Source organism: Micromonospora sp. M71_S20 (assembly GCF_003664255.1).
GTDB lineage: Bacteria > Actinomycetota > Actinomycetes > Mycobacteriales > Micromonosporaceae > Micromonospora.
This window is the reverse complement of the sequence record NZ_RCCV01000001.1, coordinates 3,357,010-3,383,922: the sequence shown is the minus strand read 5'-3', so window position 1 is coordinate 3,383,922 and position 26,913 is coordinate 3,357,010. Positions and strand designations below refer to the sequence as shown.

Annotated in this window: 6 protein-coding genes and 1 pseudogene; 1 reads left to right on the top strand and 6 read right to left on the bottom strand. The window is 75.5% G+C overall.

Translation table 11 applies throughout. From position 1 onward, the window contains the following. Window positions 1-104 precede the first annotated feature (104 nt). The gene (locus DER29_RS14475; RefSeq protein ID WP_233599802.1) at window positions 105-2,921 is read left to right on the top strand and encodes a LuxR family transcriptional regulator; all 2,817 of its coding nucleotides are present in this window, start codon (window positions 105-107) and stop codon (window positions 2,919-2,921) included. A 67-nt stretch (window positions 2,922-2,988) separates the two neighbouring features. Here DER29_RS14475 and DER29_RS14470 read toward each other — a convergent pair whose 3' ends face one another. The 6 genes and pseudogenes from DER29_RS14470 to DER29_RS14445 form a co-directional block, all read right to left on the bottom strand. Continuing rightward, the gene (locus DER29_RS14470) at window positions 2,989-4,395 is read right to left on the bottom strand and encodes a glycosyltransferase (protein WP_121397809.1); all 1,407 of its coding nucleotides are present in this window, start codon (window positions 4,393-4,395) and stop codon (window positions 2,989-2,991) included. 481 nt (window positions 4,396-4,876) lie between these two features. Then, a complete protein-coding gene (locus DER29_RS14465; protein ID WP_121397808.1) occupies window positions 4,877-5,716 on the bottom strand; it encodes an ABC transporter permease in 840 nt (279 codons plus the stop codon). Further along, window positions 5,713-6,765 (bottom strand): ABC transporter ATP-binding protein, encoded by a 1,053-nt coding sequence (locus tag DER29_RS14460; protein ID WP_121397807.1) that lies wholly within the window; start codon window positions 6,763-6,765, stop codon window positions 5,713-5,715. Before DER29_RS14460 ends, DER29_RS14465 begins: the two co-directional genes overlap by 4 nt. A gap of 87 nt (window positions 6,766-6,852) precedes the next feature. Beyond that, window positions 6,853-12,339: pseudogene (locus tag DER29_RS14455) on the bottom strand (type I polyketide synthase); the annotation flags it as partial. 25 nt (window positions 12,340-12,364) lie between these two features. Beyond that, the gene (locus DER29_RS14450; protein ID WP_121397805.1) at window positions 12,365-21,874 is read right to left on the bottom strand and encodes a type I polyketide synthase; all 9,510 of its coding nucleotides are present in this window, start codon (window positions 21,872-21,874) and stop codon (window positions 12,365-12,367) included. 49 nt (window positions 21,875-21,923) lie between these two features. Next, window positions 21,924-26,903: a type I polyketide synthase gene (locus DER29_RS14445; protein WP_370040296.1), complete on the bottom strand. Its 4,980-nt coding sequence runs from the start codon at window positions 26,901-26,903 to the stop codon at window positions 21,924-21,926. Window positions 26,904-26,913: the final 10 nt, after the last annotated feature.

Here is a 26,913-nt window from a genome sequence, read left to right as displayed (position 1 = left end):
ACGCGGGTGGAGGGGCGGCTGTCCGGCAAGGGGGAGGCGGCGTCGGTCACACCGGGGTTCCCGGTCCCGCGCCGCGTACGAGAGGGGCTGACACGCTGGTGTTGGTGCAGCAAGAGGAACAGACCACCCGCCTCCGGCGCGCATTCCGAGCTTGTGAGGACCAGCAGCGCGGCCACGTCGCGCTGGTCACCGGCGCCGTGGGCAGCGGCAAGACGAGCCTGCTGGAGTCGTTCAGCGAGTGGGCGGCGGGCGCCGGCGGGCAGGTGATGAGCGCCGCGGGCTCCCGGGCCGAGCGCGGGCTCCACCTGGGAGTGATCGGGCAGCTCTTCCACAGTGCACGGCTGACGCCGGAGGCGGCGGCCCGGGTCGAGAAGCTGATGCGGGACGGCACCTTCGCCGTACCGCTGCCCGAGCCCGGCGGTGAGGCGGCCGAGGGCGACCGGGCCTGGGCGCCGCTGCTGCACGGTCTCTTCGCCGCCCTGCTCGACCTGACCGCCGCCGGGCCCCTGGTCCTCGCCGTCGACGACGTGCACCACGCGGACCCCGCCTCGCTGCACTGCCTTCTCTACGTGACCCGCCGGCTGCGCCACGCCCGGATCATGGTCGTGCTCGCGGAGGCCTCGACGCTGCGCCCGCCGCACCCCCTGTTCCGGGCCGAGCTGCTCAGCCAGCCGCACTTCTCCCGGATCGGCCTGCCACCGCTGACCGTCGACGCCGTCGCCCGGCTGGTCGGCGGCGAAGCCGACAACGCCGACGCCCGCAGGACGGCGGAACGCTGCGTACGCATGACCGGTGGCAATCCGCTGCTCACCCGGGCGCTGCTCGAGGAGCGGGCCAGCGGGGAGACGAGCGACGAGTACGGCCCGTCGGTCGGCGACGCGTTCGACCAGGCCGTGCTCGGTTGCCTCTACCGGCACGAGCCGGGGGTGCGCCGGGTGGCCCAGGCGCTGGCGGTGCTCAACCGGCCCGCGACGACCGAACTGCTCGGCCACCTTCTCGACGTGGTGCCCGAGTCGACGGCCCCGGCGGTACGCGTGCTGCGTACCTCGGGCCTGATGGAGGCCGACCAGCTGCGCCACCCGCGCATCGTGCGCTCGATCCTGGGCGACATGTCGGCCGACGAACGGCGCAGCCTGCACCAGCGGGCCGCCGAGGTGCTGCACGACCACGGCGCCGAGCCGAGCGTGGTCGCCGAGCACCTGGTGGCCGCCGGCGCGGCGAGCGCGCCCTGGATGGTGCCGGTGCTCCAGGACGCCGCCGGCCACGCGCTGGCGTCGGGCCGGCCCGACGTGGCCGCCGCCTGCCTGCGCCTGGTCTCCCGCGCCCCGGTGGACGCGCAGCAGCGGACCGCCACCACCGAGATGCTGGTGAACGCCCGCTGGCAGATCAACCCGCTGACCGTGAACGGGCAGCTGACCGAGCTGGTGGAGACGGCGCGGGCCGCCGGTTGGTCCACCGACGCGGGCCTGTCCGCCGTGCCCTACCTGCTCTGGCAGGGCCGGGTGGACGAGGCCACCGAGGCGGTCAGCGCCTTCGCGTCGGACGAGGAGCACGGCTCGGTCGGCGCGGCCGGTCGCCTGCGGATGATGCAGCTGCTGGTCTCCCTCTCCCACCCGGACCACCTGGCCACCGTGCGGGAGACCCCGAGCACCTGGAGCCGGGCGGCGAACGCGCCGACCACGATCAGCCCGCTGCTCCAGGCGGTGACGGTGCTCGGCACCGCGCTGACGCCGGCTGCGGACAACGACACGGTGGCCACCGCCGAACAGCTTCTCCAGCGCCACCACACCGACGACGGCGCGCTGGGTCTGCTGACCGCTCCCCTGCTGGCGCTGCTCTGGGCGGGCCGGTCCGACCGGGCCGCGGTCTGGGGCGACGTGCTGCTCGGCCGGCCGGCCGCCCAGCACGCCCCGGTGTGGCGGGCCGTCATCCGGGCGGTCCGGGCGGAGGCGGCGTTGCGCGTCGGCGACCTGCCCGGCGCGGAGCACCACGCGCGGGCGGCCCTGGAGGACATGCCCGCCCCCGCGTGGGGGGTGGCGGTCGCCGGCCCGCTGGCCACGTTGGTCGCCTGCGCGACCGAGTCGGGCCGGTTCTCGGAGGCCGAACGGTGGCTCGCCCACCCCGTCCCGCCCGGCATGTTCCGCACGCCGCTGGGCCTGCACTACCTGGCCGCCCGGGCCCGGCACCACCTGGCCGTGCGCCGGCCGCACGCCGCCACCACGGACCTGCGACGCTGCGGCGAGCTGATGCGCGCCTGGGGCATCGACGCGGCCGGGCTGGTGCCGTGGCGGCTGGAGCTGGCCCGGGTGCAGCTCAGCGTCGGCAACAAGACGCAGGCCACCCAGCTGCTCCAGGAGCAGCTGCGGGTGCCGCACGGGGTCGACGACCGCACCCGGGGTCGCACGCTCCGGCTGCTCGCCACCACCGCCGCCCAGGACCACCGGCGCAAGCTGCTCTCCGAGGCGGTCAACCTGCTGCAGTCCAGTGGCGACCGGCTGGAACTCGTCCGGGCTCTCGGCGACACCGGTCAGACACTCCAACGCGCCGGGGACTCCGCCCGCGCCCGACTGCTCGTCCGCCGGGCCTACCAGCTCGCCCAGGACTGCGGGGCGTCGGTGCTGGCCCAGCGGCTGATCCGCCGGGAGCCGGGCAGCGGGCTGCCGGCGTATCCGGCCGCCGCCGAGTTGCAGGAGCCGGACGACGGGCTGAGCGACGCCGAACGGCGGGTCGCCGCGCTGGCCGCCCAGGGGCACACCAACCGGCAGATCTCCAGCAAGCTCTTCATCACGGTGAGCACTGTGGAGCAGCACCTGACCCGGGTCTACCGCAAGCTGGACGTCAAGCGGCGCACGGACCTGCCGTCCCGGCTCGTCGCGTACGCGGAGGCGCTGGCTGACGAGACCCAGGGCGCCGCGTCCTGACGGACGTCGGAGGGGCGCGGTGGGCCACACCCACCGCGCCCCTCCGACGCGTACGACGACCGGAAGCTCAGCCGACGGCCAGCCCGACGCCACGACGGGCCGCCGCCTCGTCGCGGTGCCGCAGCACGAGGTCGGCGGCGGCGGTGACCCCGCCGGCCTGCCGCATGCGCCGGCTCCACAGCCGCGCCCGCGCCCGGAACGTCTCCTCGCCCAGCAGCCGCTCCAGCTTGCCGAGGACGTCCTCGACGTCCAGCGAGTCGGCGCGCTCGACGGACAGCGCCACCCCGCTGTCGACCGCGCGCACCGCCCCGTCGGGGCAGTCCAGCCAGAAGGGCATCACCAGCTGCGGTACGGCGAAGTGGACGGCCTCGTGGATGGCGTTGGCGGCGCCGTGGTTGAAGAAGACCCGCACGTGCGGGTGGGCCAGCACCCGGTGCTGCGACGGCACCCACGCCTCCACCCGCAGGTTGCCCGGCAGCCGCTCCGCCGGCGGCAGGAGGTGCTGCTGGCGCGCGGGCACCTTCCACAGCACGGCGTGCTCGGGCCCGAGCCGCTCGGCGATCTCGACGATCGCGTCCACCTGGCGCCGCGTCAGTCGCATGATGGTGCCGAACCCGACGTAGACCACCGAGGGGTGCTCGTCGAGCCATCGGGTCAGCTCGTCGTCGCCGTCGGCCGGCGGCAGCTCCCGGGGCACGACGGGACCCAGCATCCGCAGCTTCTCCGGGGCGGTCGCGAACGGGTACTCGAAGCCGAAGACCGTGTACGCCATGAGCGCCTCGGCGGCCTCCACGTAGCCCGCCGGGCGCATCTCCGGGTTGCGGATGCCGGCCGCCTTCCGGGTGGCCACGGCGGCGAGGCTGCGCCGCAGCCGGTCCGGCTCCATCAGCGCCCGCACCAGCCGGTTCCGGAAGCCGACGTTGGCCGCCTGCTGCCGGGGCGTCATCCGCTCCGGCAGCCCCGAGAACGGGGCGGGGTAGCGCGACGGCAGCTGCTCCTGGAGGAAGTTGGACGGCGGCAGCGAGATGCTGACCACGAAGGGCAGCTGCCGGGTCTGCGCCGCGTCCATCGCCCAGCTGGCCAGGCTGTCCACCACGGCCACCACCGGCCGGATCTCGTCGATGACCTCGAGGCAGCGCCGGTAGAGCTGCTGCACGTGGTCGTAGTCGGTGCTGGCGTCGAGGTACCGGGCGAAGCTGATCGCCCGGTCGCCGGTGGTCAGCAGCCGGTACGTCGCGTCGTCCCAGGTGTCCGGTGACGACTGCGGCCGGGCCGGGCCGAGCGAGACGAACGAGACCTCGCCCGGCCCGCGCAGCCCTTCGACGTCCCCCCGGCGATCCTCGGTCGACGCGAACCAGACGTTCCCGACGCCCCGGGCCTTCAGCTCGCCGACGATGCTGAGCAGCGGGTTGAACATCCCCGCGCTGTTGTAGGCGACGACGAGTACCGCCCGGTCACGGTCGTTTCCGGTCATGTCCACCGTCCGTCACTCCTTCCCGCCTGTGCGGCGACCCGCGCCGTCCGGCCCTTGGAGTACGCCGCACCGGTGGCTGATCGTGGAGCCGTTCGGTCTGCGGCCGGGCCGGCACCGACGTTCGTCGGTGCGGCGACGTTCGGCGGAGCCGGATGGGATGGTTGCCACTCCAAGACAGCCGAAAGGGTGAACTACCGCCGTCCGTACAGCCTGCCACGGCTGACCTGGCGACGCCCAGCGGAGAGGTGAATTGTTCTCTCTATCCTCCCGGATGGAGTGACCCGATCTGCATTTGCGCTGGTAAATGGGGTGTGTTCGAGTGACTACGGAACGGGGCGACCGGGACGCCCGTCCCGGCCGGCAGGGTTCGACTCGCGTGATCCGGCGGGCCGGACGGGCCGAGGTGTCACCGGCGACACCGACGCCGATGGCCCGGGCCGCAGGAGCGGCTCGGGCCATCGGCGGATCGGATCCTGTCGGGCTAGTCCATGGCGCGGCGCATGAAGCCACGCATGCCGATCATCGAGAACACCACGAAGACCCCGGCGAGGACGCACATGCACAGCCAGAGCGGCAGCGACTCGACCCCCGGCGGACCGACGAGCGACCGGGTCCCCTCGCTGATGTAGGTCAGCGGGTTCAGCGAGCAGATCACCTGGTACCAGCGCAGCGAGTCCAGGCCGAGCAGCGGGAACTGGGTCGCGCCGGTGAACATGATCGGGGTCATCACCACGGTGAACATGATCTGGATGTGCTGCGTCGGCACCAGCGTGCCGAAGGCGAGGCCGACCGCCGCGCCGACCAGCGCGCCGATCGCCAACACCCCGACCACCTTGAGCACGACCGCCCAGGGCCAGGTGACACCGAGCATGAGCATGCCGACCGGGATCAGCACCACGCCGGCGATCAGGCCACGGATGCCACCGAAGACGATCTTCTCCAGGGCCACCAGCGGAATCGCCATGGGCGACAGGAGGCGGTCCTCGATCTCCCGGGTGAAGGAGAAGTCCATCATCATCGGCAGCGCGGTGTTCTCCAGCCCGATCAGGAAGGCGTTCAGCGCGATGACGCCGGGCAGCAGCACGTTGGAGAAGTCGGCGCTGGCGTAGCCCAGGTCGCTGAGCACCTTGCCGAAGATCAGCAGCATGAACAGCGGCTGGATGAAGACCTGGAGCAGGAAGCCGACCAGCTCCCGGCCGGTGACGAACAGGTCCCGCGAGAGCACCGCGCGGAACGTGGCGAACTGGTCCAGCGCGCTCACCGGCGGCGGCGCCGCGGCCGTCGAGGGCGCGGACGGGGGGGCGGGGGCGGCGACGCTCACCGAAGTTCCCTTCCGGTCAGGTGGATGAAGACATCTTCCAGGCTGGGCTGGCCGATGTTCAGGTCACGAACCTCGCAGCCCAGGTCGGCGAGGATCTTCATCGCCATCGGGATGGCGTTGGCCGGCTGACCGCTGGTGTAGACCCGGAAGGAGAGCGGGGCGTCCGGATCGGCGGGCGCGTCGGGGGCCGGCGCGGGCATCGGCATCGCCGGCATGCCGGGGAACGCCGGCGCGGCGACGGGCGCCGGGGCGGCCACCTTGAAGTGTTCCACCTGCTCCACGTCCGGGATCGCGTCGAGCGCGGCCCGCACCTCCTCGGCGGGGGCGCCGGGGGTCACCACGAGGGTCAGGGTGCTGCTGCCCGGCAGCGTACGGGTCAGCGCGGACGGGGTGTCCATGGTGAGCAGCTTGCCGTGGTCGACGATGCCGACGCGGTCGCAGAGCTTCTCCGCCTCGTCCATGTCGTGCGTGGTCACCACCACGGTCACCCCGGCCCGCTTCAGCTCGGCGATCCGGTCGTGCACGAAGAGCCGGGACTGCGGGTCGAGGCCAGCGGACGGCTCGTCGAGGAAGAGCACCCGGGGCGAGTGCATCAGCGCGCGGGCGATCATCGTGCGCTGGGCGAGGCCGCCGGACAGGAAGTCGGTACGGTGGTTCGCGAAGTCCTTGAGCCCCATCTGGTCCAGCAGCTCGTCCGCCCGCCGGATGCGCTCCGCCCGGGGCACCCGGTGGTACGCCGCGTGGAACAGCAGGTTCTGCCGGACGGTCAGCGCCCGGTCCAGGTTCACCCGCTGCGGTACGACCGCCAGCAGTTGCCGCGCGACGGCGGGCGCGCCGATCACGTCGGCGCCGCACACCCGGGCCCGGCCCGAGGTGGCCCGCACCCGAGTGGTCAGCACCCCGATCGTCGTCGTCTTGCCCGCGCCGTTCGGCCCGAGCAGGCCGAAGACCTCACCGGCGGCGACGGAGAAGCTCAGTCCGTCCACCGCCGGTGGCATGTTGGGCTGGTACCGCTTGACCAGCTCCGTGACCACCACTGCCTCGTCCACGTCGTCATGCTCCGTCCTGAAACGTCGGTCCGATAGATGTGTGTGCGCCGATAGGGGGCGCTAGGGGCACGCCAGGGGCGGGAACGGTCACAGGCCCCGCGCGGTCAGCCACCGCTGTAGCGTGCCGGCGAGTTCCGGCCCCCGGTCGGCGACCATGCTGAAGTGGTCACCGGCGGCGTCGGCGACCTCGTGCGGGTAGGGCCAGCGGGACCGCCAGCCGTCCTGTTCGCCGTCCCACTCCCCCAGCGGCTCGCTGGCCCGGACCAGCAGGGTCGGCGCCGCCATCTCGGTCGGCTGCCAGTCCAGGAACAGGGGCAGGTAGCCGGCCCACGCGGTCGTCCGCCAGTCGTCCATCGGCGTGTACGCGCTGTCCCGGTCGATCATCCCGTCGAGCAGCTGCGGCACCCACCCGCCGAGCACCTCGCTGTTCGCCGGGTAGGTGTCCATCAGCACCACCGCGTCCGGCGACCGGCCCTGACGTTCCAGCTCGCCGGCGAGCAGGTTGGCCACCATCGCGCCGCCCGAGTGGCCGGCCAGCACGAACGGGCCGGCGCCGACGGCGCGCAGCACCGTGTCGGCGTGCACCCGCAGCAGGGCGTCGAGGTCGGCGGGCAGCTCCTCGCCCACGCCGAACCCGGGGTTGGGCAGGGCCCAGACGTTGCGCACCCCCCGGAATCCGGAGGCGAGCCGGGCGTACTCGTGGGCGCCGGAGAGCAGGGACATGGTGCAGCAGCACACCAGCTGCGCCCCCGCATTCCCCTCGGCCAGCCGCAGGATGCCGGCCGGGCGGGTGAGCTGCGCCGGTTCGCTGAAGCTGGGCCGGAACTGGGCGAGCTTGACCAGGAGTTCGGCGTACCCGGCGGGATCCTCGCGCGCCTTCGGCTGGTTGAACAGCCCACCGAGCAGTCCACCGCCGGCACTCTGCGTGGCGGCTCCCCCGGCGGCGTCCGGGGTGGCCCCGGCCGCGTCGGCGCCGACGAGCTGGCCGAGCAGGTGGTGGGCCAGCGCGGTAGGGGTGGGGTGGTCGAAGAGCAGGGTGGCCGACAGCTCCGCCCCGGTCTCCTGGCGCAGCGCGTCGCGCAGTTCCAACGCGGTCAGCGAGTCGAAGCCGAGTTCCAGGAAGTCCCGGTCGGCCTCGACCGCCCCGGGTGAGGCGTGCCCGAGCACCGTGGCCACGCGCGCCCGCACCAGGTCCAGCAGGATCCCGTGCCGATCGCCGGCCGGGGCGCCGGCCAGCCGGTCCCGCAGCACGCGGGCCGGGTCGGTCGCCTCGCCACCGGGGCCGGCGTCCCGGTCCGCGGCGACCGCCGCCTCGGGCACGCCGCGCAGCAGCGGAGCGGGCCGTACGGCGGTGAAGGCCGGCACGAACGCCGGCCAGTCGAGGTCGGCGACCGCGAGCTGGTCGTCGCCGCGGCCCACGGCCTGCTGAAGCGCGGACACGGCCAGTTCGGCGGGGAGCGGACGGACCCCCCGGCGGCGCAGCTGCGCCGGGTCGGTGACCTCGTCCGCCCAGGGCACCCACGCGACGACGGTGGCCGGGTGGCCGGCGGCGCGCCGGCCGGCGGCCAACGCCTCCAGCCCGGCGCCGGCGGCGGCGGCGACGGCCGCGCCACCGCTGCCCCAGACGGCGGCGGTGGAGGTGAAGACGACGAACTCGTCGACCGGCCGGCCGGCGCAGGCCCGGTCGAGCAGCTCCACCGCGGCGGTGCGGGCGGCCACGGCGTCAGCCAGGTCGCGCGGGTCCAGCGCCGCGACCGGGTCGCCGGCCCCGTCGGAGTCGGCGACGTGCAGGACGGTGCGGACGACGGTGCCGGCGGCGGCCAGCCGGTCCAGCGCCCCGGGCAGCCCGTCGAGGTCGTCGACGACGGTGACGGCGACGTCCCGGCCGATCGTGGCGGCGGGCGCCCCGGCGGCGGCGAGGACGAGGTGGGTCGCGCCGCGGTCGGCGAGCCACCGCAGCAGGTGCGGGGTGCGCACCGCCGCTGTCCCGTGCACCAGGACCGCGCCCCGGGGCCGCCAGTCCGCGTCCGCGGCGGCGCCGGCCGGGGCGCGCGACAGCCGCCGCGCGTACACCCCGCCGGAGCGCACCGCCAGCTGGTCCTCGTCGCCGCCGGCCGCGACGAGCCGGGCGAGCGCGGCGAGCGCGGCGTCGTCCGGCTCCGCCGGCAGGTCGACCAGCCCACCCCACAGGCGCGGTTGTTCCAACGCCAGCACCCGACCCAGACCCCAGAGGTACGCGCCGGCGACGCCGGGCGCGGGATCGTCCGCGTCGACGGCCACGGCGCCCCGGGTCACGGTCCACACCGGCGCGTTGCTCCCGGCGCCGCCGAGGGCCCGCACGAGCGCGGCCGTCCCCGCCAGCGCGACCGTCCCGGTGCCTCCGGCCGGCTCCCCCGCCGCCAGCAGCGAGACCACGACCGACGGGGTGGCCCCGACGGGCAGGGCGCGGGCGACCTCGTCCGGGTCGTCGCCCACGGGCACGAGCACCGGGTCCAGGCCCTCGGCGCGCAGGGCGGCCAGCACGGCCGTGGCGTCGGTCCGCGCCCCGGCCACCACCAGGCATTCGCCGGTCGCCGCGGCGGTGGCGGGTACGGCGACGCGGACCCAGTCGGCGCGGTACCGCAGCCCGTCCAACGCGGAGCCGCGACGTCGCCGGTCCCGGTAGGACGCCAGGGCGGGCAACAGTTCGGCGAGCGCCTCCTGCCGGTCGGCGTCCAGGCCGAGCGCGGCGGCCAGCGCGGCCGGCCGGTCCTCCGCCACGGCGGCCCAGAACTCCTCGTCGTCGCTCGGCGCGACCGGCTGACGCAGGTCGACGGCGGGCGGATCCGGCCAGTAGCGCTCGTGGTGGAAGGCGTAGGTGGGCAGCTCGACGCGCGCGGCGTCGCTGCCGGCGAAGAGGGCCGGCCAGTCCACCCCGGCCCCGCGCAGGTCGACGGCGGCGAGCGCGGCGAGCAGGGTGGCCGGCTCGGGCTGGTCCCGGCGGCCGAGCGGCACGAAGGCCGCCGGCTCGACGTCGGGCAGACACTCGCGGGCCAGCGCGGTCAGGGCGCCGTCGGGGCCGAGCTCCAGGAAGGTCGTCACGCCGGCGGCGGCCAGGGTGGCGACGCCCTCGTGGAAGCGGACGGTGTCCCGGACGTGGTCGACCCAGTAGCCCGGGTCGGTGGCCTGGGCGGCGGTGAGCGCCTCGCCGGTGCGGTCGGAGACGACCGGCAGGGTCGGCGGATGCCAGGTGACCTTCTCCGCGACGACCCGGAAGTCGGCCAGCATGCCGTCCATCCGGGCGGAGTGGAAGGCGTGGCTGACCCGCAGCCGGCGGGACCGCCGGCCCTCGGCGGCGAGCCGCGCACCGGCCGCGAGCACGGCTTCCTCGTCGCCGGAGAGCACCACCGACCGGGGACCGTTCACGGCGGCCAGCGACACCCGCTCGTCGAGCAGCGGGGTCACCTCGGCCTCGGAGGCCCGCACCGCCAGCATCGCCCCGCCGGCCGGCAGTTGCTGCATCAGCCGGCCCCGGGCGGCCACCAGCGCCGCCGCGTCGGCCAGCGACAGCACGCCGGCGACGTGCGCCGCGGCCAGCTCGCCGACCGAGTGGCCGAGCAGGTGCTGCGGGCGCAGCCCCCACGCCGTGACCAGCCGGTAGGCGGCGACCTCGTAGGCGAACAGCGCCGGCTGGGTGAACTCGGTGCGGTCCAGCAGCGCCGCCTCGGGCGAGTCGGGCTCGGCGAAGACCACCTCCCGCAGCGGCCGGCTCAGGTGCCGGTCCAGCTCCCCAGCCACCTCGTCGAAGGCGGCGGCGAACACCGGGAAGCGGCGGCACAGCTCGGCGCCCATGCCGAGGCGCTGGGCGCCCTGGCCGGTGAAGAGGAACGCGACCTTGCCGGCCGGGCGGGCCACCCCGCGCACCACGCCGGGGGCGTTGCGCTCCTCGGCGACCGCGCGCAGGCCGGCCAGCAGCCCGTCGGGGTCGTCGCCGATCACGGCGGCGCGGTGCGGCAACGCCGCCCGGGTGGTGACCAACGAGTACGCCACGTCGGCGGGGGCCAGCCCGGGGTGGGCCCCGAGGTGGTCCAGCAGTCGTCGGGCCTGCCCGGCCAGGGCCGGCGCGGACCGGGCGGAGACGATCCAGGGGGTCGGCGGGGCGGGCGTACCGGCCGGCCGGGGGCGGTGGGTGTCCGCCTCGTCGGCCTGCTCGACGATGACGTGCGCGTTGGTGCCGCTGATGCCGAACGCGGAGACCCCGGCCCGGCGCGGCTGCCCGGTCTCCGGCCAGGGCTGCGCCCCGGTCAGCAGGGACACCGCCCCGGCCGACCAGTCGACGTGCGGGGTGGGCTCGTCCACGTGCAGGGTGGGCGGCAGCACCCCGTGCCGCATCGCCAGGACCATCTTCATCACCCCGGCCACACCGGCGGCGGCCTGGGTGTGCCCGATGTTCGACTTCACCGACCCCAGCCACAACGGCCGGTCGGCGCGGCGGTCCTTGCCGTACGTGGCCAGCAATGCCTGCGCCTCGATCGGGTCGCCGAGCGTGGTGCCCGTGCCGTGCGCCTCGACGACGTCCACCTGGTCGGCGGTCAGCCCCGCGTTGGTGAGGGCCTGCCGGATCACCCGGCGCTGGGACGGGCCGTTCGGGGCGGTCAGCCCGCTGCTCGCCCCGTCCTGGTTGACCGCGCTGCCGCGCACCACGGCGAGGATCGGGTGGCCGTTGCGGCGGGCGTCGGACAGCCGCTCGACCAGCAGCATGCCGGCCCCCTCGGACCAGCCGGTGCCGTCGGCGGCGGCGGCGAACGACTTGCACCGGCCGTCGGTTGACAGGCCGCGCTGCCGGGAGAACTCCACGAAGACCGTCGGGGTGGCCATCACCGACACCCCGCCGACCAGCGCCATGGTGCACTCCCCCAGCCGCAGCGCCTGGCAGGCGAGGTGCAACGCGACCAGGGACGAACTGCAGGCGGTGTCCACGGTGACCGCGGGCCCCTCCAGCCCCAGGGCGTACGAGATCCGGCCGCTGGCCACGGCGGCGGCGCTACCGGTGCCGAGGTAGCCCTCGACGCCGCCGCTGACCCCGGTGAGCAGCGCGGCGTAGTCGCCCTGGCTGCTGGTCGACGCGTACACGCCGGTGGGCGTGCCGCGCAGCGTGGCCGGGTCGATGCCGGCCCGCTCGAACGCCTCCCAGGCGGTCTCCAGCAGCAGCCGCTGCTGCGGGTCCATGGCGAGGGCCTCGCGGGGGCTGATGCCGAAGAAGGCGGGGTCGAAGTCCCCGGCGGAGTAGAGGAACCCGCCCTCCCGCACGTACGACGTGCCCCGGCTGTCCGGGTCGGGGTCGGGGTCGTAGAGCGCCCCCAGGTCCCAGCCCCGGTCGTCGGGGAACGCCGACATCGCGTCGGTGCCGGCGGCCACCAGGTCCCACAACTGCTCCGGCGACCCGACGCCGCCGGGGAACCGGCAGCTCATTCCGATGATCGCCACCGGCTCGCTGAGCGCGGCGGTGAGCTGCTGGTTCTGCTGCTTGAGCTTCTGGTTGTCGAGCAGGGACGCGCGCAGCGCGCCGACGACCTCGTCCAGGGAAACACTCATCGGGGGCTCCTCAGGGCCGGCCGGGTCACGAGTCGGAGCCTTCCAGGGCCATCCGGACCAGGCCGGCGACGTCGAGTTCGTGGATCTGGGCCTCGGGCGCGGCCGGGGCGGCGGGCGCCACGGCCGGCGTACCGGCGCTCGTGCGGGCCAGCTGGAGCAGCTGGTCGAGCAGGCCCGTCCGCCGCAGTTCGTCCAGCGGGATCGCGGCGAGGGCCCGGCGGACCGACTCCTCGTCGCCGTCGTCACCGAACTCCCCGTCGCCGTCCTCGAAGAGCTCCTCGTACAGGTGGTCGGCCAGGCCGGCCGGGGTCGGGTAGTCGAAGACGACCGTGGTGGGCAGGTCGTGCCCGGTCGCCGCGGTGAGCAGGTTGCGCAGCTCCACGGCGGTGAGCGAGTCGAAGCCGAGGTCCAGGAAGCCCCGGTCCGTCTCGATCACGTCGCCGGAGGAGTGGCCGAGCACCTTCGCCGCGTCGACCCGCACCATCTCCAGCAGCGCGGCCCGCCGCTCGTCACCGGGCAGCGCCCGCAACTCGGCGAGCAGGTCCCGGGCGACGGGCGCGGACGCGTCCGGCGCGTCGGCGGGGGCGGCGGCCAGCTCGCGTACGGCCGGCAGGTCGGCCAGCAGCGGGCTGGGCCGCAGCGAGGTGAACAGCGGCGCGAAGGTGGCCCAGTCGACGTCGGCGACGGTGACGCAGGTGTCCCCGGCGGCCAGGGCGTGCCGCAGCCCGGCCATCGCCACGCCCGGCGGCATCACCCGCAGGCCACGGCGGCGCAGCTGCTCCGGCGCGCCCTCGGTGAACATGCCCGACTCGGTCCACGGCCCCCACGCCACGGACGTGGCCGGCAGTCCCCGGCCGCGCCGCCGCTCGGCGAGCGCGTCCAGGTAGGCGTTGCCGGCCGCGTACGCGCCCTGCCCGCCGCTGCCCCACACCGCAGAGATGGACGAGAAGAGCACGAACGCGTCCAGCTCGGTGCCGTCGAGCAGCTCGTCGAGGTGCTCGGCGCCGGACAGCTTCGGGGCGATGACGTACGCCAGGTCCTCCAGGGTGGTGTCGGCCAGCGGCACCACCTCGCTGACGCCCGCGGCGTGCACCACCGCGCGCAGCGGCGGTCCCTCCCGCCCCAGGTCGGCCAGGAGTTCGGCCACCGCGCTCCGGTCGGCGGCGTCGCAGCGGGCGACCCGGCAGTCCACCCCGAGGCCGGTCAGCTCGGCGAGCAGCTCGGCGGCGCCGGGGGTGTCGGTGCCCCGCCGGCTGGTCAGGACCACCCGTTCCGCGCCGGCGCCGGCCACCCAGCGGGCCACGTGCCCGCCGAGCGCGCCGGTGCCGCCGGTGATCAGCACCGTGCCCCGGGGCTGCCACGGCGCGGGGTCCCCCGCGGTGACGGCCGGAACGAGCCGCCGCACCAGCACCCCGGACTCGCGGACGGCGAGTTGGTCCTCCAGGCCGCCGCCGGTGAGGATGCCGCCGAGCCGCATCGCCGTCCAGGGCTCGAGGTCGGTGGGCAGGTCCACCAGGCCGGCCCAGCGGGCGGGCTGTTCCAGCGCGGCCACCCGGCCCAGGCCCCACAGCATCGCCTGCCGCGGGTTGGCCGGGACGTCGCCGTCGTCGACGCCGACGGCGCCCTGGGTGACGCACCAGAGCCGGGCCGGGGCGTCGAGGTCGACGAGCTGCTGGAGCAGGTGCACGGTCGCGGCCAGGCCACGCGGCAGCGCCGGGTGCTCGGCGTGCGGGGCGTCGTCCAGGCCCAGGAAGGAGAGGATCGACAGCGGCCCCCCGCCCTCGCCGAGGGCCTCGGTGAGCACGTCGGCGAACCCGCCGCACAGCTCGTCGGAATCCGCGGCGGTGTCCACGGGCACGATGGTCACCTCGGTGCCCAGGGCCCAGGTGCAGGAGTTCAGGTCGGGGTCGTCGGCCCGGTCGGCGGGCAGCAGCACCAGCCAGCGGCCGGGATCCTGCTCCTCCGGGGCCTCCTCGATGGGCTCCCAGACGACCCGGTACCGGCTGCCGTCGACCAGGGCCCGCTCCCGGCCACGCCGCCGCCACGCGGACAGGGCGGGCAGCACGGTCCCGAACGGCTGGTCGCGGTGCACGTCCAGGTCGCGGGCCAGCGACTCGAGGTCCTCGGCCTCGACGGCCGCCCAGAAGCGGCGCTCGACGTCGGTGCGGTCGTCCTCGGCCGCCAGGGCGGCCCAGGGCGGCGGCTCCGGCCAGTAGCGCTGCCGGTCGAACGTGTAGGTGGGCAGGTCGACCCGCTGCGCGCCGGTGCCGTCGTAGAGGGCGGACCAGTCCGGGGAGACGCCGTGGGTGTGCAGCGCGGCGACCGCCCGCAGCAGGGTGGTCGGCTCGGAGCGGTCGCGGCGCAGGGCGGGCACGACCAGCGGGGCCCGGCCGCCGGCCGGGGCGTCCTCGGCCAGGACGGCCTGGGCGAGGGCGGTGAGCACCCCGTCCGGGCCGATCTCGACGTAGCCGGTGACGTTGCGCTCCCGCAGCGCCGTGACGGCGTCGGCGAAGCGCACCGCGTCGCGGGCGTGCCGCGCCCAGTACTCCGGCGTGCCGATCTCCGCCGCGTCGACCGGCGTGCCGGTGACGGTGGAGATCATCGGGATGGTCGGCTCCTGGTACCGCAGCCGTCCGGCGACGGCGGCCAGGTCGTCGAGCACCGGTTCCATCAGCGGGCTGTGGAACGCGTGGCTGACCGTCAGCCGCCGGATCCGGACGCCCCGCGCGGTCCACTCCGCGGCCAGTTCCTCGACGGCGTCGCCGGCCCCGGACACCACGACGGCGGCGGGACCGTTGACGGCGGCGACGGAGACCCGGTCGGCGCGGTCGCCGAGCGCGGCGGTGACCTCGGCCTCGGTGGCGGCGATGGCGAGCATCGCCCCGCCGGCCGGCAGCGCCTGCATCAGCCGGCCCCGGGCGGCGACCAGCTCGGCGGCGTCGGTCAGGGAGAGCACCCCGGCGGCGTGGGCGGCGGCGAACTCGCCGATGGAGTGCCCGGCGACCGCGTCGGGGTGGACGCCCCACGCCTCGAACAGCCGGAACAGCGCCACCTCCACGGCGAAGAGCGCCGGCTGGGTGAACTCGGTCCGGTCCAGCGACTCGGCCTCGGGGGTGTCGGGCTCGGCGAAGATCAGCGGCTTCAGCGGGCGGGGCAGGTGCGGGTCGAGGGCGGCGCAGGCCTCGTCGAGCGCGGCGGCGAAGACCGGGAACGCCTCGGCCAGCTCGCGCCCCATCCCGGCCCGCTGCGCCCCCTGCCCGGAGAACAGGTACGCCACCTTCGGCCGGGACGCGGCCACGCCGGTGACCACCAGCGGCGAGTCCTCGCCGGCGCCGAGGGCGCGCAGTCCGGCGCCCAGCGCGATCCGGTCGGTGGCGAGGACGACGGCCCGGTGCTCCAGGGTGGCCCGGGAGACCGCCGACGACCAGCCGACGTCGACCGTCCGGGGGGACTCCAGGCCGGTGAGTTGCTCGGCCCAGCGGTCCGCCTGGGCGGCCAGCGCGACCGCCGTACGTCCCGACAGCAGCACCGGCACCACCGGCAGCCGGGCCGGGTCCCCCGTCGGCGGCTCCACGACGGACGACTCCGGGGCCTGCTCCAGGATGGTGTGCGCGTTGGTGCCGCTGATGCCGAACGAGGAGACGGCGGCCCGGCGCGGGTGGCCGGTGACCGGCCACGGGCGGCCCTCGCCGAGCAGCTCGACCGCGCCGACGGTCCAGTCCACCTGGTCGGTCGGCTCGTCGACGTGCAGGGTCTGCGGGAGGTAGCCGTGCCGCAGCGCCAGCACCATCTTGATGATCCCGGCGACGCCGGCGGCGGCCTGGGTGTGCCCGATGTTGGACTTGATCGAGCCGAGCCAGAGCGGCTGGTCGGCGGGCCGCTCCCGGCCGTACGTGGCGAGCAGGGCCTGCGCCTCGATGGGGTCGCCGAGCTTGGTGCCGGTGCCGTGCGCCTCGACGGCGTCCACGTCGGCCGGGGTGAGGCCGGCGTTGGCGAGCGCCTGCCGGATCACCCGCTGCTGCGACGGCCCGTTCGGGGCGGTCAGGCCGTTGGAGGCGCCGTCCTGGTTGACGGCGCTGCCCCGGATCACCGCGAGCACCGGGTGGCCGTTGCGGCGGGCGTCGGAGAGCCGCTCGACGAGCAGCAGGCCGAGGCCCTCGCCCCAGCTGGTGCCGTCGGCGGCGGAGGCGAACGCCTTGACCCGGCTGTCCGGGGCGAGCCCCCGCTGCCGGCTGAAGCCGACGAAAACCCCGGGGGTGGACATGACGGTGACGCCGCCGACGAGGGCGAGGGAGCACTCCGAGCGGCGCAGCGCCTGGCAGGCCCAGTGCAGCGCGACCAGCGACGACGAGCAGGCGGTGTCCACCGAGACGGCGGGCCCCTCCAGCCCGAGGGTGTACGACACCCGGCCGGAGAGCACACTGCCGGCGTTGCCGGTCATCAGGTGCCCCTCGGCGCCCTCGGCGCTGAACATCAGGTTCCGGTAGTCCTGGTAGTTGGTGCCGACGAAGACACCGGTGGGGCTGCCGCGCAGCGCGTGCGGGTCGATCCCGGCCCGCTCGATCGCCTCCCAGGCCGCCTCCAGCAGGAGCCGCTGCTGCGGGTCCATCGCCAGGGCCTCGCGGGGGCTGATGCCGAAGAACCCGGCGTCGAAGTCGGCGGCCCCGGTGACGAAGCCGCCCTCGCGGGCGTAGCTGGTGCCCTCCTTCTCCGGGTCGGAGTCGAAGAGCCGGTCGAGGTCCCAGCCCCGGTCGGTGGGGAACTCGCCGATCGCGTCGCCGCCGGCGGCGAGGAGCTGCCAGAGCTGCTCCGGGGTGTCCGCCCCGCCGGGGAGGCGGCAGCTCATCGCCACGATGGCGATCGGGTCGTCGTCGTCCTCGGCCGGCGCGGCCGGGGCGGGGGTGGCCTCCGGGACGGCCCCGGTGAGCAGCTCGTCGAGGTGCGCGGCGAGCACCGTCGGGTTCGGGTAGTCGAAGGCGAGCGTCGCGGGCAGCCGCAGGTCGGTGGCGGTGGCCAGGAAGTTGCGCATGTCCACGGCGGTCAGCGAGTCCAGGCCGAGGTCGCGGAAGGGCAGGGTGGCCGGGATGTCGTCGGCCGCGCCGTAGCCGAGCGCGGTCGCCGCGCACTGGCGGACCAGCTCCAGCAGCGTCGCGGCGCGCTCCGCCGCGGCGAGCCCGGCGAGCCGCCGCGCCAGGGCCGACGGTACGTCCGGCTCCTCCTCGGCGGCCTCCTGCGGGTCCGGCCGCGTCGCCTCGCGCACCTCGGCGAGGTCGCCGATCAGCGGGCTGGGCCGGACCAGGGTGAACGCGGGGGCGAACCGGGTCCAGTCGATGTCGGCGATCAGGGTCGTGGTCTCGCCGCGCCGCAGCGCCCGGGCGAGGGCCTCGACGGCCAGGTCCGGGTCCATGCCGACCATGCCGCCCCGGCGCAGCCGCTGCTGGGCGCGTTCGTTGTCGGCGGGCAGGCCGGCCCCGCTCCACGCGCCCCAGGCCACCGAGAGGGCGGGCAGACCCTCGGCCCGGCGCCGCTCGGCGAGGGCGTCGAGGAACGCGTTCGCCGCCCCGTACGCGCCCTGCCCGGCGTTGCCGGTGGTGCCGGCGACCGAGGAGAACAGCACGAAGGCGTCCAGGTCGAGGTCCCGGGTCAGCTCGTCCAGGTGGACGGCGGCGGCGCACTTGGGCGCGGCGACGGTGTGCAGGCGCTGCGGGGTGACGGTGTCCACGATCCCGTCGTCGAGGACGGCGGCGGTGTGCAGCACGGCGGTCACCGGGGCGTCGGCGGGGGCGGCGGCCAGCAGGTCGGCCACCTGCGCCCGGTCGGCGACGTCGCAGCGGGCCACGGTGACCCGTACGCCGAGGTCGGTCAGCTCCGCCTCCAGCTCGGCGGCGCCCGGGGCGTCCGGGCCGCGCCGGCTGGCCAGCAGGACGTGCGCCGCGCCGGAGCGGGCCGCCCAGCGGGCCAGGTGCCCGCCCAGCCCGCCGGTGCCGCCGGTGATCAGCACGGTGCCGCGCATCCGCCAGGCGTCGTCCGCGGCGTCGCCGGACGCGGTCGGCTCGGGTCCGGTGATCCGGGCGAGCCGGCGGACGAAGACACCGGACTCGCGCACGGCGAGCTGGTCCTCGCCGGCGCCGAACTGCTCCGCGCCCTCGCCGTCGTCGAACTGGTCCGCGCCACCGCCGAACTGGTCCTCGCCGCCGGCGCCGAGCGCCGCGCAGAGCAGGGCGCCCGCCTGTGGGCCGAGGGTGTGCGGCAGGTCGAGCAGGCCGCCCCAGCGGGCGGGGTGTTCGAGGGCGACCGCGCGGCCGAGCCCCCAGACGGAGGCGGCGACGGGGCTCGGCGCCGGGTCGTCGGCGCAGGCCGCGACGGCTCCCCGGGTCGCGCACCACAGCGGCGCCTCGACGCCGAGCGCCCCGAGCGCCTGCACCAGCAGGGCGGTGCCCGAGACGGCCAGCGAGGTCGCCGGGTGCTCCGGGTGCGCCCGCTCGTCCAGGCCCAGCAGCGAGAGCACGGCGACGGGTCCGTCCGGGCCGGCGAGCGCGGCGCCCAGCAGCTCGACCAGCGCCGCCGGGTCGTCGGTGGCGTCCAGTTCCACGGGTACGACGTCCGCGCCGAAGTTGCCGAGCGCCGACAGCACGTCGGCGACCAGGGGGTCCCCGCCCAGCGCCGCGGGTACCGGGACGAGCCAGGTGCCGGCGAGCCAGGTCAGCGGCAGGTCGGGGACGGCCTGCCAGGTGACCCGGTAGCGCCATCCGTCGATGTCCGGCGCGCCGTCGGGCGCGGCGAGGAAGGCCGGCGGCGCGGGCCAGTACCGGTGGTGGTCGAAGGCGTACGTGGGCAGGTCGACGGTGGGTGTGGCGGGCAGGATCCTCGTCAGGTCGACGGGCAGGCCGATGGCGTGCGCGGTGGCGAGGTTGGTCAGCAGCCGGGTCGCGTCGTCGTCGTCCCGCCGCAGGCTGCCCAGGGTGTGGCCGGTGACTCCGGTGTCGTCGAGGATGGCCGTCACCGGCATCGTCAGCACGGGGTGCGGGCTGATCTCCACGAACGTGGTGTGCCCGGCGGCGACGGCCACCCGCACCGCCGCGTCGAAGAGCACCGTCCGGCGCAGGTTGTCGTACCAGTAGTCGGCGCCCATGGAGATCGGGTCGGCCCAGTCCCCGGTCAGGGTGGAGACCAGCCGGGTGTGGCCGACCTGCGGCGTCACGTCGGCCAGGTCGGCGCGCAGCTGCTCGGCGACTTCCTGCACGGCGGGCGAGTGCGAGGCGTAGTCCACCGGGATCAACCGGGCCCGGATCCCCTCGGCCTGGCACGCCGCCACGAGGTCGGCGACGTGCTGCGGCGGGCCGGAGACCACGACGGTGGACGGGCCGTTGACCGCCGCCACCCCCACGCCCGGGAAGGCCGGCAGCCGCTCGGCGACCGCGTCGGCCGACAGGTCCACCGACGCCATCGTGCCGGTGCCCCGCAGCACCGCCAGGGCGCGGGAGCGCAGCGCGACGGTCCGCGCGGCGTCCTCCAGGGTGAGGATGCCGGCCACGCAGGCGGCGCCGATCTCGCCCTGCGAGTGGCCGATCACCGCCTGCGGGGTCACCCCCGCGTGCTGCCACACCGCCGCCAGCGCCATGCCCACGGCCCACAGCACCGGCTGCACGACCTCGACCCGCTCCAGCCACGACTCGTCGTCGCCGGTCAGCACCGACACCAGGTCCACGCCCAGGTACGGGTCGAGCGCCCGCTGGCACTCGGCCAGCTTCGCGTCGAACACCGGCGTACGACCCACCAGGCCGGCGGCCATCCGCGCCGACTGCGCGCCCTGACCCGGGAAGACGAAGACCGGGCCCGCGCCGGGGCCCGACACCACACCGCCGACCACGTTTCCGGCCGGCAGGCCGGCCGCGACCGCGTCCAGCCCCGCCAGCAGCTCGTCGGCGGTCGACCCGACCACGGCGGCCCGGTGGTCGAACGTCGACCGGGTGGCCGCCAGGGACCAGCCCACCGCGGCCGGGTCCAGCCCGTCCCGCCGGCGCAGGTACGACGCGAGCCGGGCGGCCTGACCGGCCAGGGCGGCCTTCGACCGGGCCGACACCGACCAGAGGAGCGCGTCGGCGGTGACCAGGCCGGGGGTCGAGCCGGACGGGCGTTCCTCGGCCGGCTCGTCCGGCTGCTCGATGATCACGTGGGCGTTGGTGCCGGAGATGCCGAACGAGGAGACGGCGCCCCGCCGCACCCGGCCCGTCTCGGGCCACGGCCGGGCCTCGGTGGCCAGTTCCACCGCGCCGGCCGTCCAGTCGATGTGCGGGGACGGCGCGTCGACGTGCAGCGTCGCCGGGACGACGCCGTGGCGGATGGCGAGCACCAACTTGATCACCCCGGCCACGCCTGCGGCGGCCTGGGCGTGGCCGATGTTCGACTTCACCGAGCCGAGCAGCAGCGGCGGGGCCTCCCCCCGGTCCTGCCCGTACGTGGCGATGAGCGCCTGCGCCTCGATCGGGTCGCCCAGCTTGGTGCCGGTGCCGTGCGCCTCCACGACGTCGACGTCCGCCGTGGACAGCCGGGCGGAGGCGAGGGCCTGGCTGATCACCCGCTGCTGCGCCGGCCCGTTCGGGGCGGTCAGCCCGTTCGACGCGCCGTCCTGGTTGACGGCGGAGCCGCGTACCACCGCGAGGACGCGGTGGCCGTTGCGGCGGGCGTCCGACAGCCGCTCGACCAGCAGCCAGCCGACGCCCTCGGAGAACCCGGCGCCGTCGGCGCCGGCCGCGAACGACCTGCACCGCCCGTCCGGGGAGAGGGCGCGCTGCCGGCTGGATCCGATGTAGAGGCCCGGGGTGGCCATCACGGTCACCCCGCCGGCCAGCGCCAGGTCGCACTCCCCCGCTCGCAGCGCCTGCACCGCGAGGTGCAGCGCCACCAGCGACGACGAGCAGGCCGTGTCGATGGAGACGGCGGGCCCCTCCAGGCCGAGGGTGTACGACACCCGGCCCGACGCGACGGCCGCCGCGCCCCCGGTCATCGAGTGCCCCTCGTCGCCGTCCGGCGACACCATCAGCAGGGTGCCGTAGTCCTGCCCGTTGGTGCCGACGAACACGCCGGTCCGGCTGCCGCGCAGCGAGGCCGGGTCGATGCCGGCGGCCTCGACCGCCTCCCAGGACGTCTCCAGCAGCAACCGCTGCTGGGGGTCCATGGTCAACGCCTCACGGGGCGAGATGCCGAAGAAGGCGGAGTCGAAGTCCCCGGCCCCGTCGACGAACCCGCCCTCCCGGGCGTACGAGGTGCCCGGGTGGTCGGGGTCGGGGTGGTAGAGGCGCTCCAGGTCCCAGCCCCGGTCGTCGGGGAAGGGGGTGACCGCGTCCCGGCCGTCCCGCAACAGCTCCCACAGGTCGTCGGGGTTGCGCACCCCGCCCGGCAACCGGCAGCTCATCGCCACGATCGCCACCGGCTCCAGTTCCTGGGACTGTGCCTCACTGAGCCGGCGACGGGTGTCGTGGAGATCAGCCATGACCCGCTTGAGGTAGTCGCGGAGCTTGTCTTCGTTGGCCATCGGAGTGCCGCTTCCTCGAAAGGGACGGGAGAGAGCTGGAGCTGGAAGGTCAGGAGATGCCGAGGTCCTTGTCCACCATCGCGAACAACTCGTCGTCGGTGGCGTCGTCGAGGTGCCGGCCGATGTCGGCGCCACCGCTGTCCTGGGCGAGCCGGGAGAGCATCGCCTGGAGACGTACGGTGGCCCGCACCCGGGCCGCCTCGTCCCGCGCCACCACGTCGAGGCTGTCGGCGATCCGGTCCAGATCGTCGAGGAGGGCGGTCGGGGTGACCACGTCGTCGTGGGCGACCTCGGCGAAGAGGTACTCCGCCAGGGTCGTCGGGGTCGGGTAGTCGAAGACCAGGGTGACCGGCAGGGCCACGCCGGTGGCCGAGCCGAGCCGGTTGCGCAGCTCGACGGCGGTGACGGAGTCGAAGCCCAGCTCCCGGAACGCCCGGTGCTCGTCCACCGACTCGGCGGACGGATAGTTGAGCACGGCGGCGACCTGGCTGCGGACCAGGCCGAGCAGCACGGCTTGCCGGTCGGCGGCGGGCAGCCCGGCGAGCCGGTCCTGCAACGACTCCGGGCCGTCGCCGGCCTCCACGCTGGCCACCTTCTCGGCCGTGGCGAGGCGGCGCACGTCCGGCAGGTCGCTGATCAGCGGGCCGGGCCGGGTGGCGGTGAAGGCGACGGAGAACCGTTCCCAGGCGATGTCGGCGATGGTGAGGAACGCCTCACCGTGGTCCACGGCCTGGTGCAGCGCGGCGATCGCCGCCTCGGGGGTCATCTCCGGTACGCCGTGGCGGTGCAGCAGCTCGCCGAGCGGCCCGTCGGCCATGCCGCCGCCGGCCCACGCCCCCCAGGCGATGGAGGTGGCGGTCAGGCCGAGACCACGCCGGTGCTGGGCGAGCGCGTCGAGGAACGCGTTGCTCGGGGCGTAGTTGCCGACGCCGGAGCTGGCCACGCTGCCGGCGAAGGACGAGAACATGATGAACGCCGACAGGTCGAGGTCGAGGGTCAGCTCGTGCAGGTTGTACGCGACGTCGACCTTGGCCTGGAGCACCCGCTCGATCTGCTCCGGCCGGATGTCGTTGATCATGGCGTCATCGAGCACGGCGGAGGCGTGCACGACCGTGGTGAGCGGGTACTCGGCGGGGATCGCATCGATCAGGTCGGCCAGCGCGTCGCGGTCGGAGGCGTCGCACTCGACCACGGTGGCCTGGGCGCCCAGCGCGGTGAGGTCGTCGACGAGCTGCTGCGCGCCCGGCGCGGCCATGCCCCGCCGGCTGACGACGACGACGTTCTCCACACCGCTGCGGGCCAGCCAGCGGGCGGCGTGCCCACCGAGCGCGCCGGTGCCGCCGGTGACCAGCGCCGTGCCGTACGGCTGCCACGGGTTCGCGGGCTGGCTGTCGCCGAGCGGGACCCGGGTGAGCCGGCGGGCGAGCAGGCCACTGGGGCGTACCGCGATCTGGTCCTCCTCCCCGGCGGTGGTGAGGGCCGCGACCAGCAGGTCGGCGCAGCGCTCCTCGACGGCCTCGGGCAGGTCCACGAGACCGCCCCAGCGCTGCGGGTGCTCCAGCGCGGCCACCCGGCCGAAGCCCCAGACCAGCGACTGCACCGGGGAGCGCAGCAGGTCGGCCATGCCGACGGAGGCGGCACCGGAGGTGACGCTCCACATCGGGGCGCGCAGGCCGATGTCGCCGAGGGCCTGGAAGAGCGCGACGGTGGCGGCGAAGCCGCCGGGCACGGACGGGTGCAGCGGGTGGGCCAGCTCGTCGAAGGCGAGCAGCGAGACCACGCCGGTCACCTCGGTGGCGGCGTCGCCGCCCGGTGCGGCGGCGAGCGCCTCCTGCAGCAGCTTGCCGAACTGGTCGCGGTCGACGTCGGGGGTGGAGACGGGAACCTCGACGAGGGTCGCGCCGGCCGCCGTGAACGCCTCCACGCAGGCGTCCTGCCAGGGCTCGATGATGTCGCCGGTCGGCATGACGACGACCCAGGTGCCGCTCATGCCCCGGTTGGCGACGCCGGTCAGCGGCTTCCAGGTGTCCTGGTAGCGCCAGCCGTCGATGTCGGACTGCCGGCGCCGCTGCCGGCGCCAGGAGGTGAGCATCGGCAGGGCCGGCAGCAGCGCGTCGAGGACCTCGTGGGCCGGGGTCTCCTCGGTGGCGATGGTCTCGGCGAGGGCGGTGACGTCCCCGCGTTCCACGGCGGCCCAGAAGCTCGCGTCGCTCGGGTCGGCCGCCGCGCCCTGGAGCAGGCTCTCCAGGTCGGGGCCGCCGCTGCCGTCGAGCCAGAACCGCTGGTGGTCGAAGGCGTACGTGGGCAGCGGCGCGACCTCGGTCTCGGCGAGGACGTTCGCCAGGTCGACGGGCAGGCCGATGGCGTGCGCGGTGGCGAGGTTGGTCAGCAGGCGGGTCGCGTCGTCGTCGCCGCGGCGCAGGCTGCCCAGGGTGTGGCCGGTGACGCCGGTGTCGTCGAGGATGGCCGTCACCGGCATCGTCAGCACGGGGTGCGGGCTGATCTCCACGAACGTGGTGTGCCCGGCGGCGATGGCGACGCGGACGGCGGCGTCGAAGCGCACGGTGCGGCGCAGGTTGTCGTACCAGTAGTCCGCGGTCATCGAGGCCGGGTCGACCCAGTCGCCGGTCAGCGTCGAGACCAGGCGGGTGTGGCCGGCCTGCGGGGTGACGTCGGCCAGGTCCGCGCGGAGCTGCTCGGCGACCTGCTGCACGGCCTCGGAGTGGGAGGCGTAGTCGACCGGGATGAGCCGGGCGCGCAGGCCCTCGGCCTCGCACGCCGCCACCAGGTCGGCGACGGGCTGTGGCGGGCCGGAGACCACGACGGTGGAGGGGCCGTTGACGGCCGCCACCCCGACGCCCGGGAAGGCCGGCAGCCGCTCGGCGACCGCGTCGGCGGACAGGTCGACCGACGCCATCGTGCCGGTGCCGCGCAGCACCGCCAGGGCGCGGGAGCGCAGCGCCACGGTCCGGGCGGCGTCCTCCAGGGTGAGGATGCCGGCCACGCAGGCGGCGCCGATCTCGCCCTGCGAGTGGCCGACGACCGCGTCCGGGACGACGCCCGCCGCGCGCCACACGGCCGCGAGGGCGATGCCGACGGCCCACAGCACGGGCTGCACGACCTCGACCCGCTCCAGCCACGACTCGTCGTCGCCGGTCAGCACCGACACCAGGTCCACGTCCAGGTACGGCGCCAGGGCCCGCTGGCACTCGGCCAGCTTCGCGTCGAACACCGGCGTACGACCCACCAGGCCGGCGGCCATCCGCGCCGACTGCGCGCCCTGACCGGGGAAGACGAAGACGGGTCCGGCGCCGGCGCTGGTGACCGTACCGGTGACGAGGTTGCCGGCCGGGTGGCCGGCGGCGAGGGCGTCCAGCCCGGTGAGCAGCTCGTCGGTGCCGAGGCCGACCACGGCGGCGCGGTGGTCGAACGTCGAGCGGGTGGTGGCGAGCGACCAGCCGATCGCCGCCGGGGCGAGGTCGCCGTGCTCGCGCACGTGCTGGGCGAGCCGGGCGGCCTGGCCGGCGAGGGCGGACCTCGACCGGGCCGACACCGGCCAGACGGTGACGTCGGAGGCGACCAGGCCGGGCCGTCGCGCGGGCTCGACGGCGGTGGCCTCGACGGCCTCCTCGCCGTCGACGGCGACCGGGTCGGCGACGCGCGGCCGGTACTCCTCCAGGATCACGTGGGCGTTGGTGCCGCTCACGCCGAACGAGGAGACGCCGCCGCGGCGGGGGCGGTCCAGCTCCGGCCACGGCTTGGACTCGGTGAGCAGGGAGACCGCCCCGGCGGTCCAGTCCACGTGCGGGGAGGGCTCGTCGACGTGCAGGGTCTCCGGCATGACGCCGTTGCGCAGCGCCATCACCATCTTGATCAGCCCGGCGACGCCGGCGGCGCTCTGGGTGTGGCCGATGTTCGACTTGACCGAGCCCAGCCACAGCGGCCGGCCGGCCGGCCGGTCCTGCCCGTACGTGGCGATGAGCGCCTGCGCCTCGATGGGGTCGCCGAGGGTGGTGCCGGTGCCGTGCGCCTCGACCATGTCGACGTCGGCGGTGCCGAGCCGGGCGTTGGCGAGGGCCTGCCGGATGACCCGCTGCTGGGAGGGGCCGTTCGGGGCGGTGAGCCCGTTGGACGCGCCGTCCTGGTTGAGGGCGCTACCCCGGATCACGGCGAGGATCGGGTGGCCGTTGCGCTCGGCGTCGGCCAGCCGCTCCACGACGAGCACGCCGCCGCCCTCGCCCCAGCCGGTGCCGTCCGCGCCCGCGGCGAACGCCCTGCACCGGCCGTCGACGGACATGCCGCGCTGCCGGGAGAAGACGACGAACACGCCGGGGGTGACCATCACGGTGACGCCACCGGCGATGGCCAGGTCGCACTCGCCGCGGCGCAGCGCGTTCACGGCGAGGTGCAGGGCCACCAGCGAGGAGGAGCAGGCGGTGTCCACGGTCACGGCCGGGCCGTTGAGGCCGAGCGTGAACGAGATCCGGCCGGACGCGACGCTGGTGGTGTTCCCGGTGCCGATGTACATGTCGACGCCCTCGGGCACGTTGGGCAGACCCATGCCGTAGTTCGAGGTGCTCAGCCCGACGAAGACGCCGGTCGAGCTGCCGCGCAGCGACAGCGGGTCGATGCCGGCCCGCTCGACGGCCTCCCAGGACGTCTCCAGCAGCAGCCGCTGCTGCGGGTCCATCGCGAGGGCCTCCCGGGGGGAGATCCCGAACAGGGACGGGTCGAAGTCACCGGCGCCGTCGAGGAACCCGCCGATGCGGGTGTAGCTCTTGCCCGGCTTGTTGGGGTCGGGGTCGTAGAGCGCCTCCAGGTCCCAACCCCGGTCGTCGGGGAACTCGGTGAGGGCGTCCCGGCCGTCGGCGACAAGCTCCCACAGGTCCTCCGGCGACCGGACGCCACCGGGGAAGCGGCAGCTCATCGAGACGATGGCCAGGGGTTCCTGGTCGCGGGCCTCGACGGTCTGCAGCTTGCGCTTGGTCTCGTGCAGGTCGGCGGTGACCCGCTTGAGGAAGTACCGCAGCTTGTCATCG

Coding starts and splice junctions, on each gene's coding strand:
- DER29_RS14470 (WP_121397809.1), bottom strand. CDS start 4,395: ATGACCGGAAACGACCGTGACCGGGCGGTACTCGTCGTCGCCTACAAC.
- DER29_RS14450 (WP_121397805.1), bottom strand. CDS start 21,874: ATGGCCAACGAAGACAAGCTCCGCGACTACCTCAAGCGGGTCATGGCT.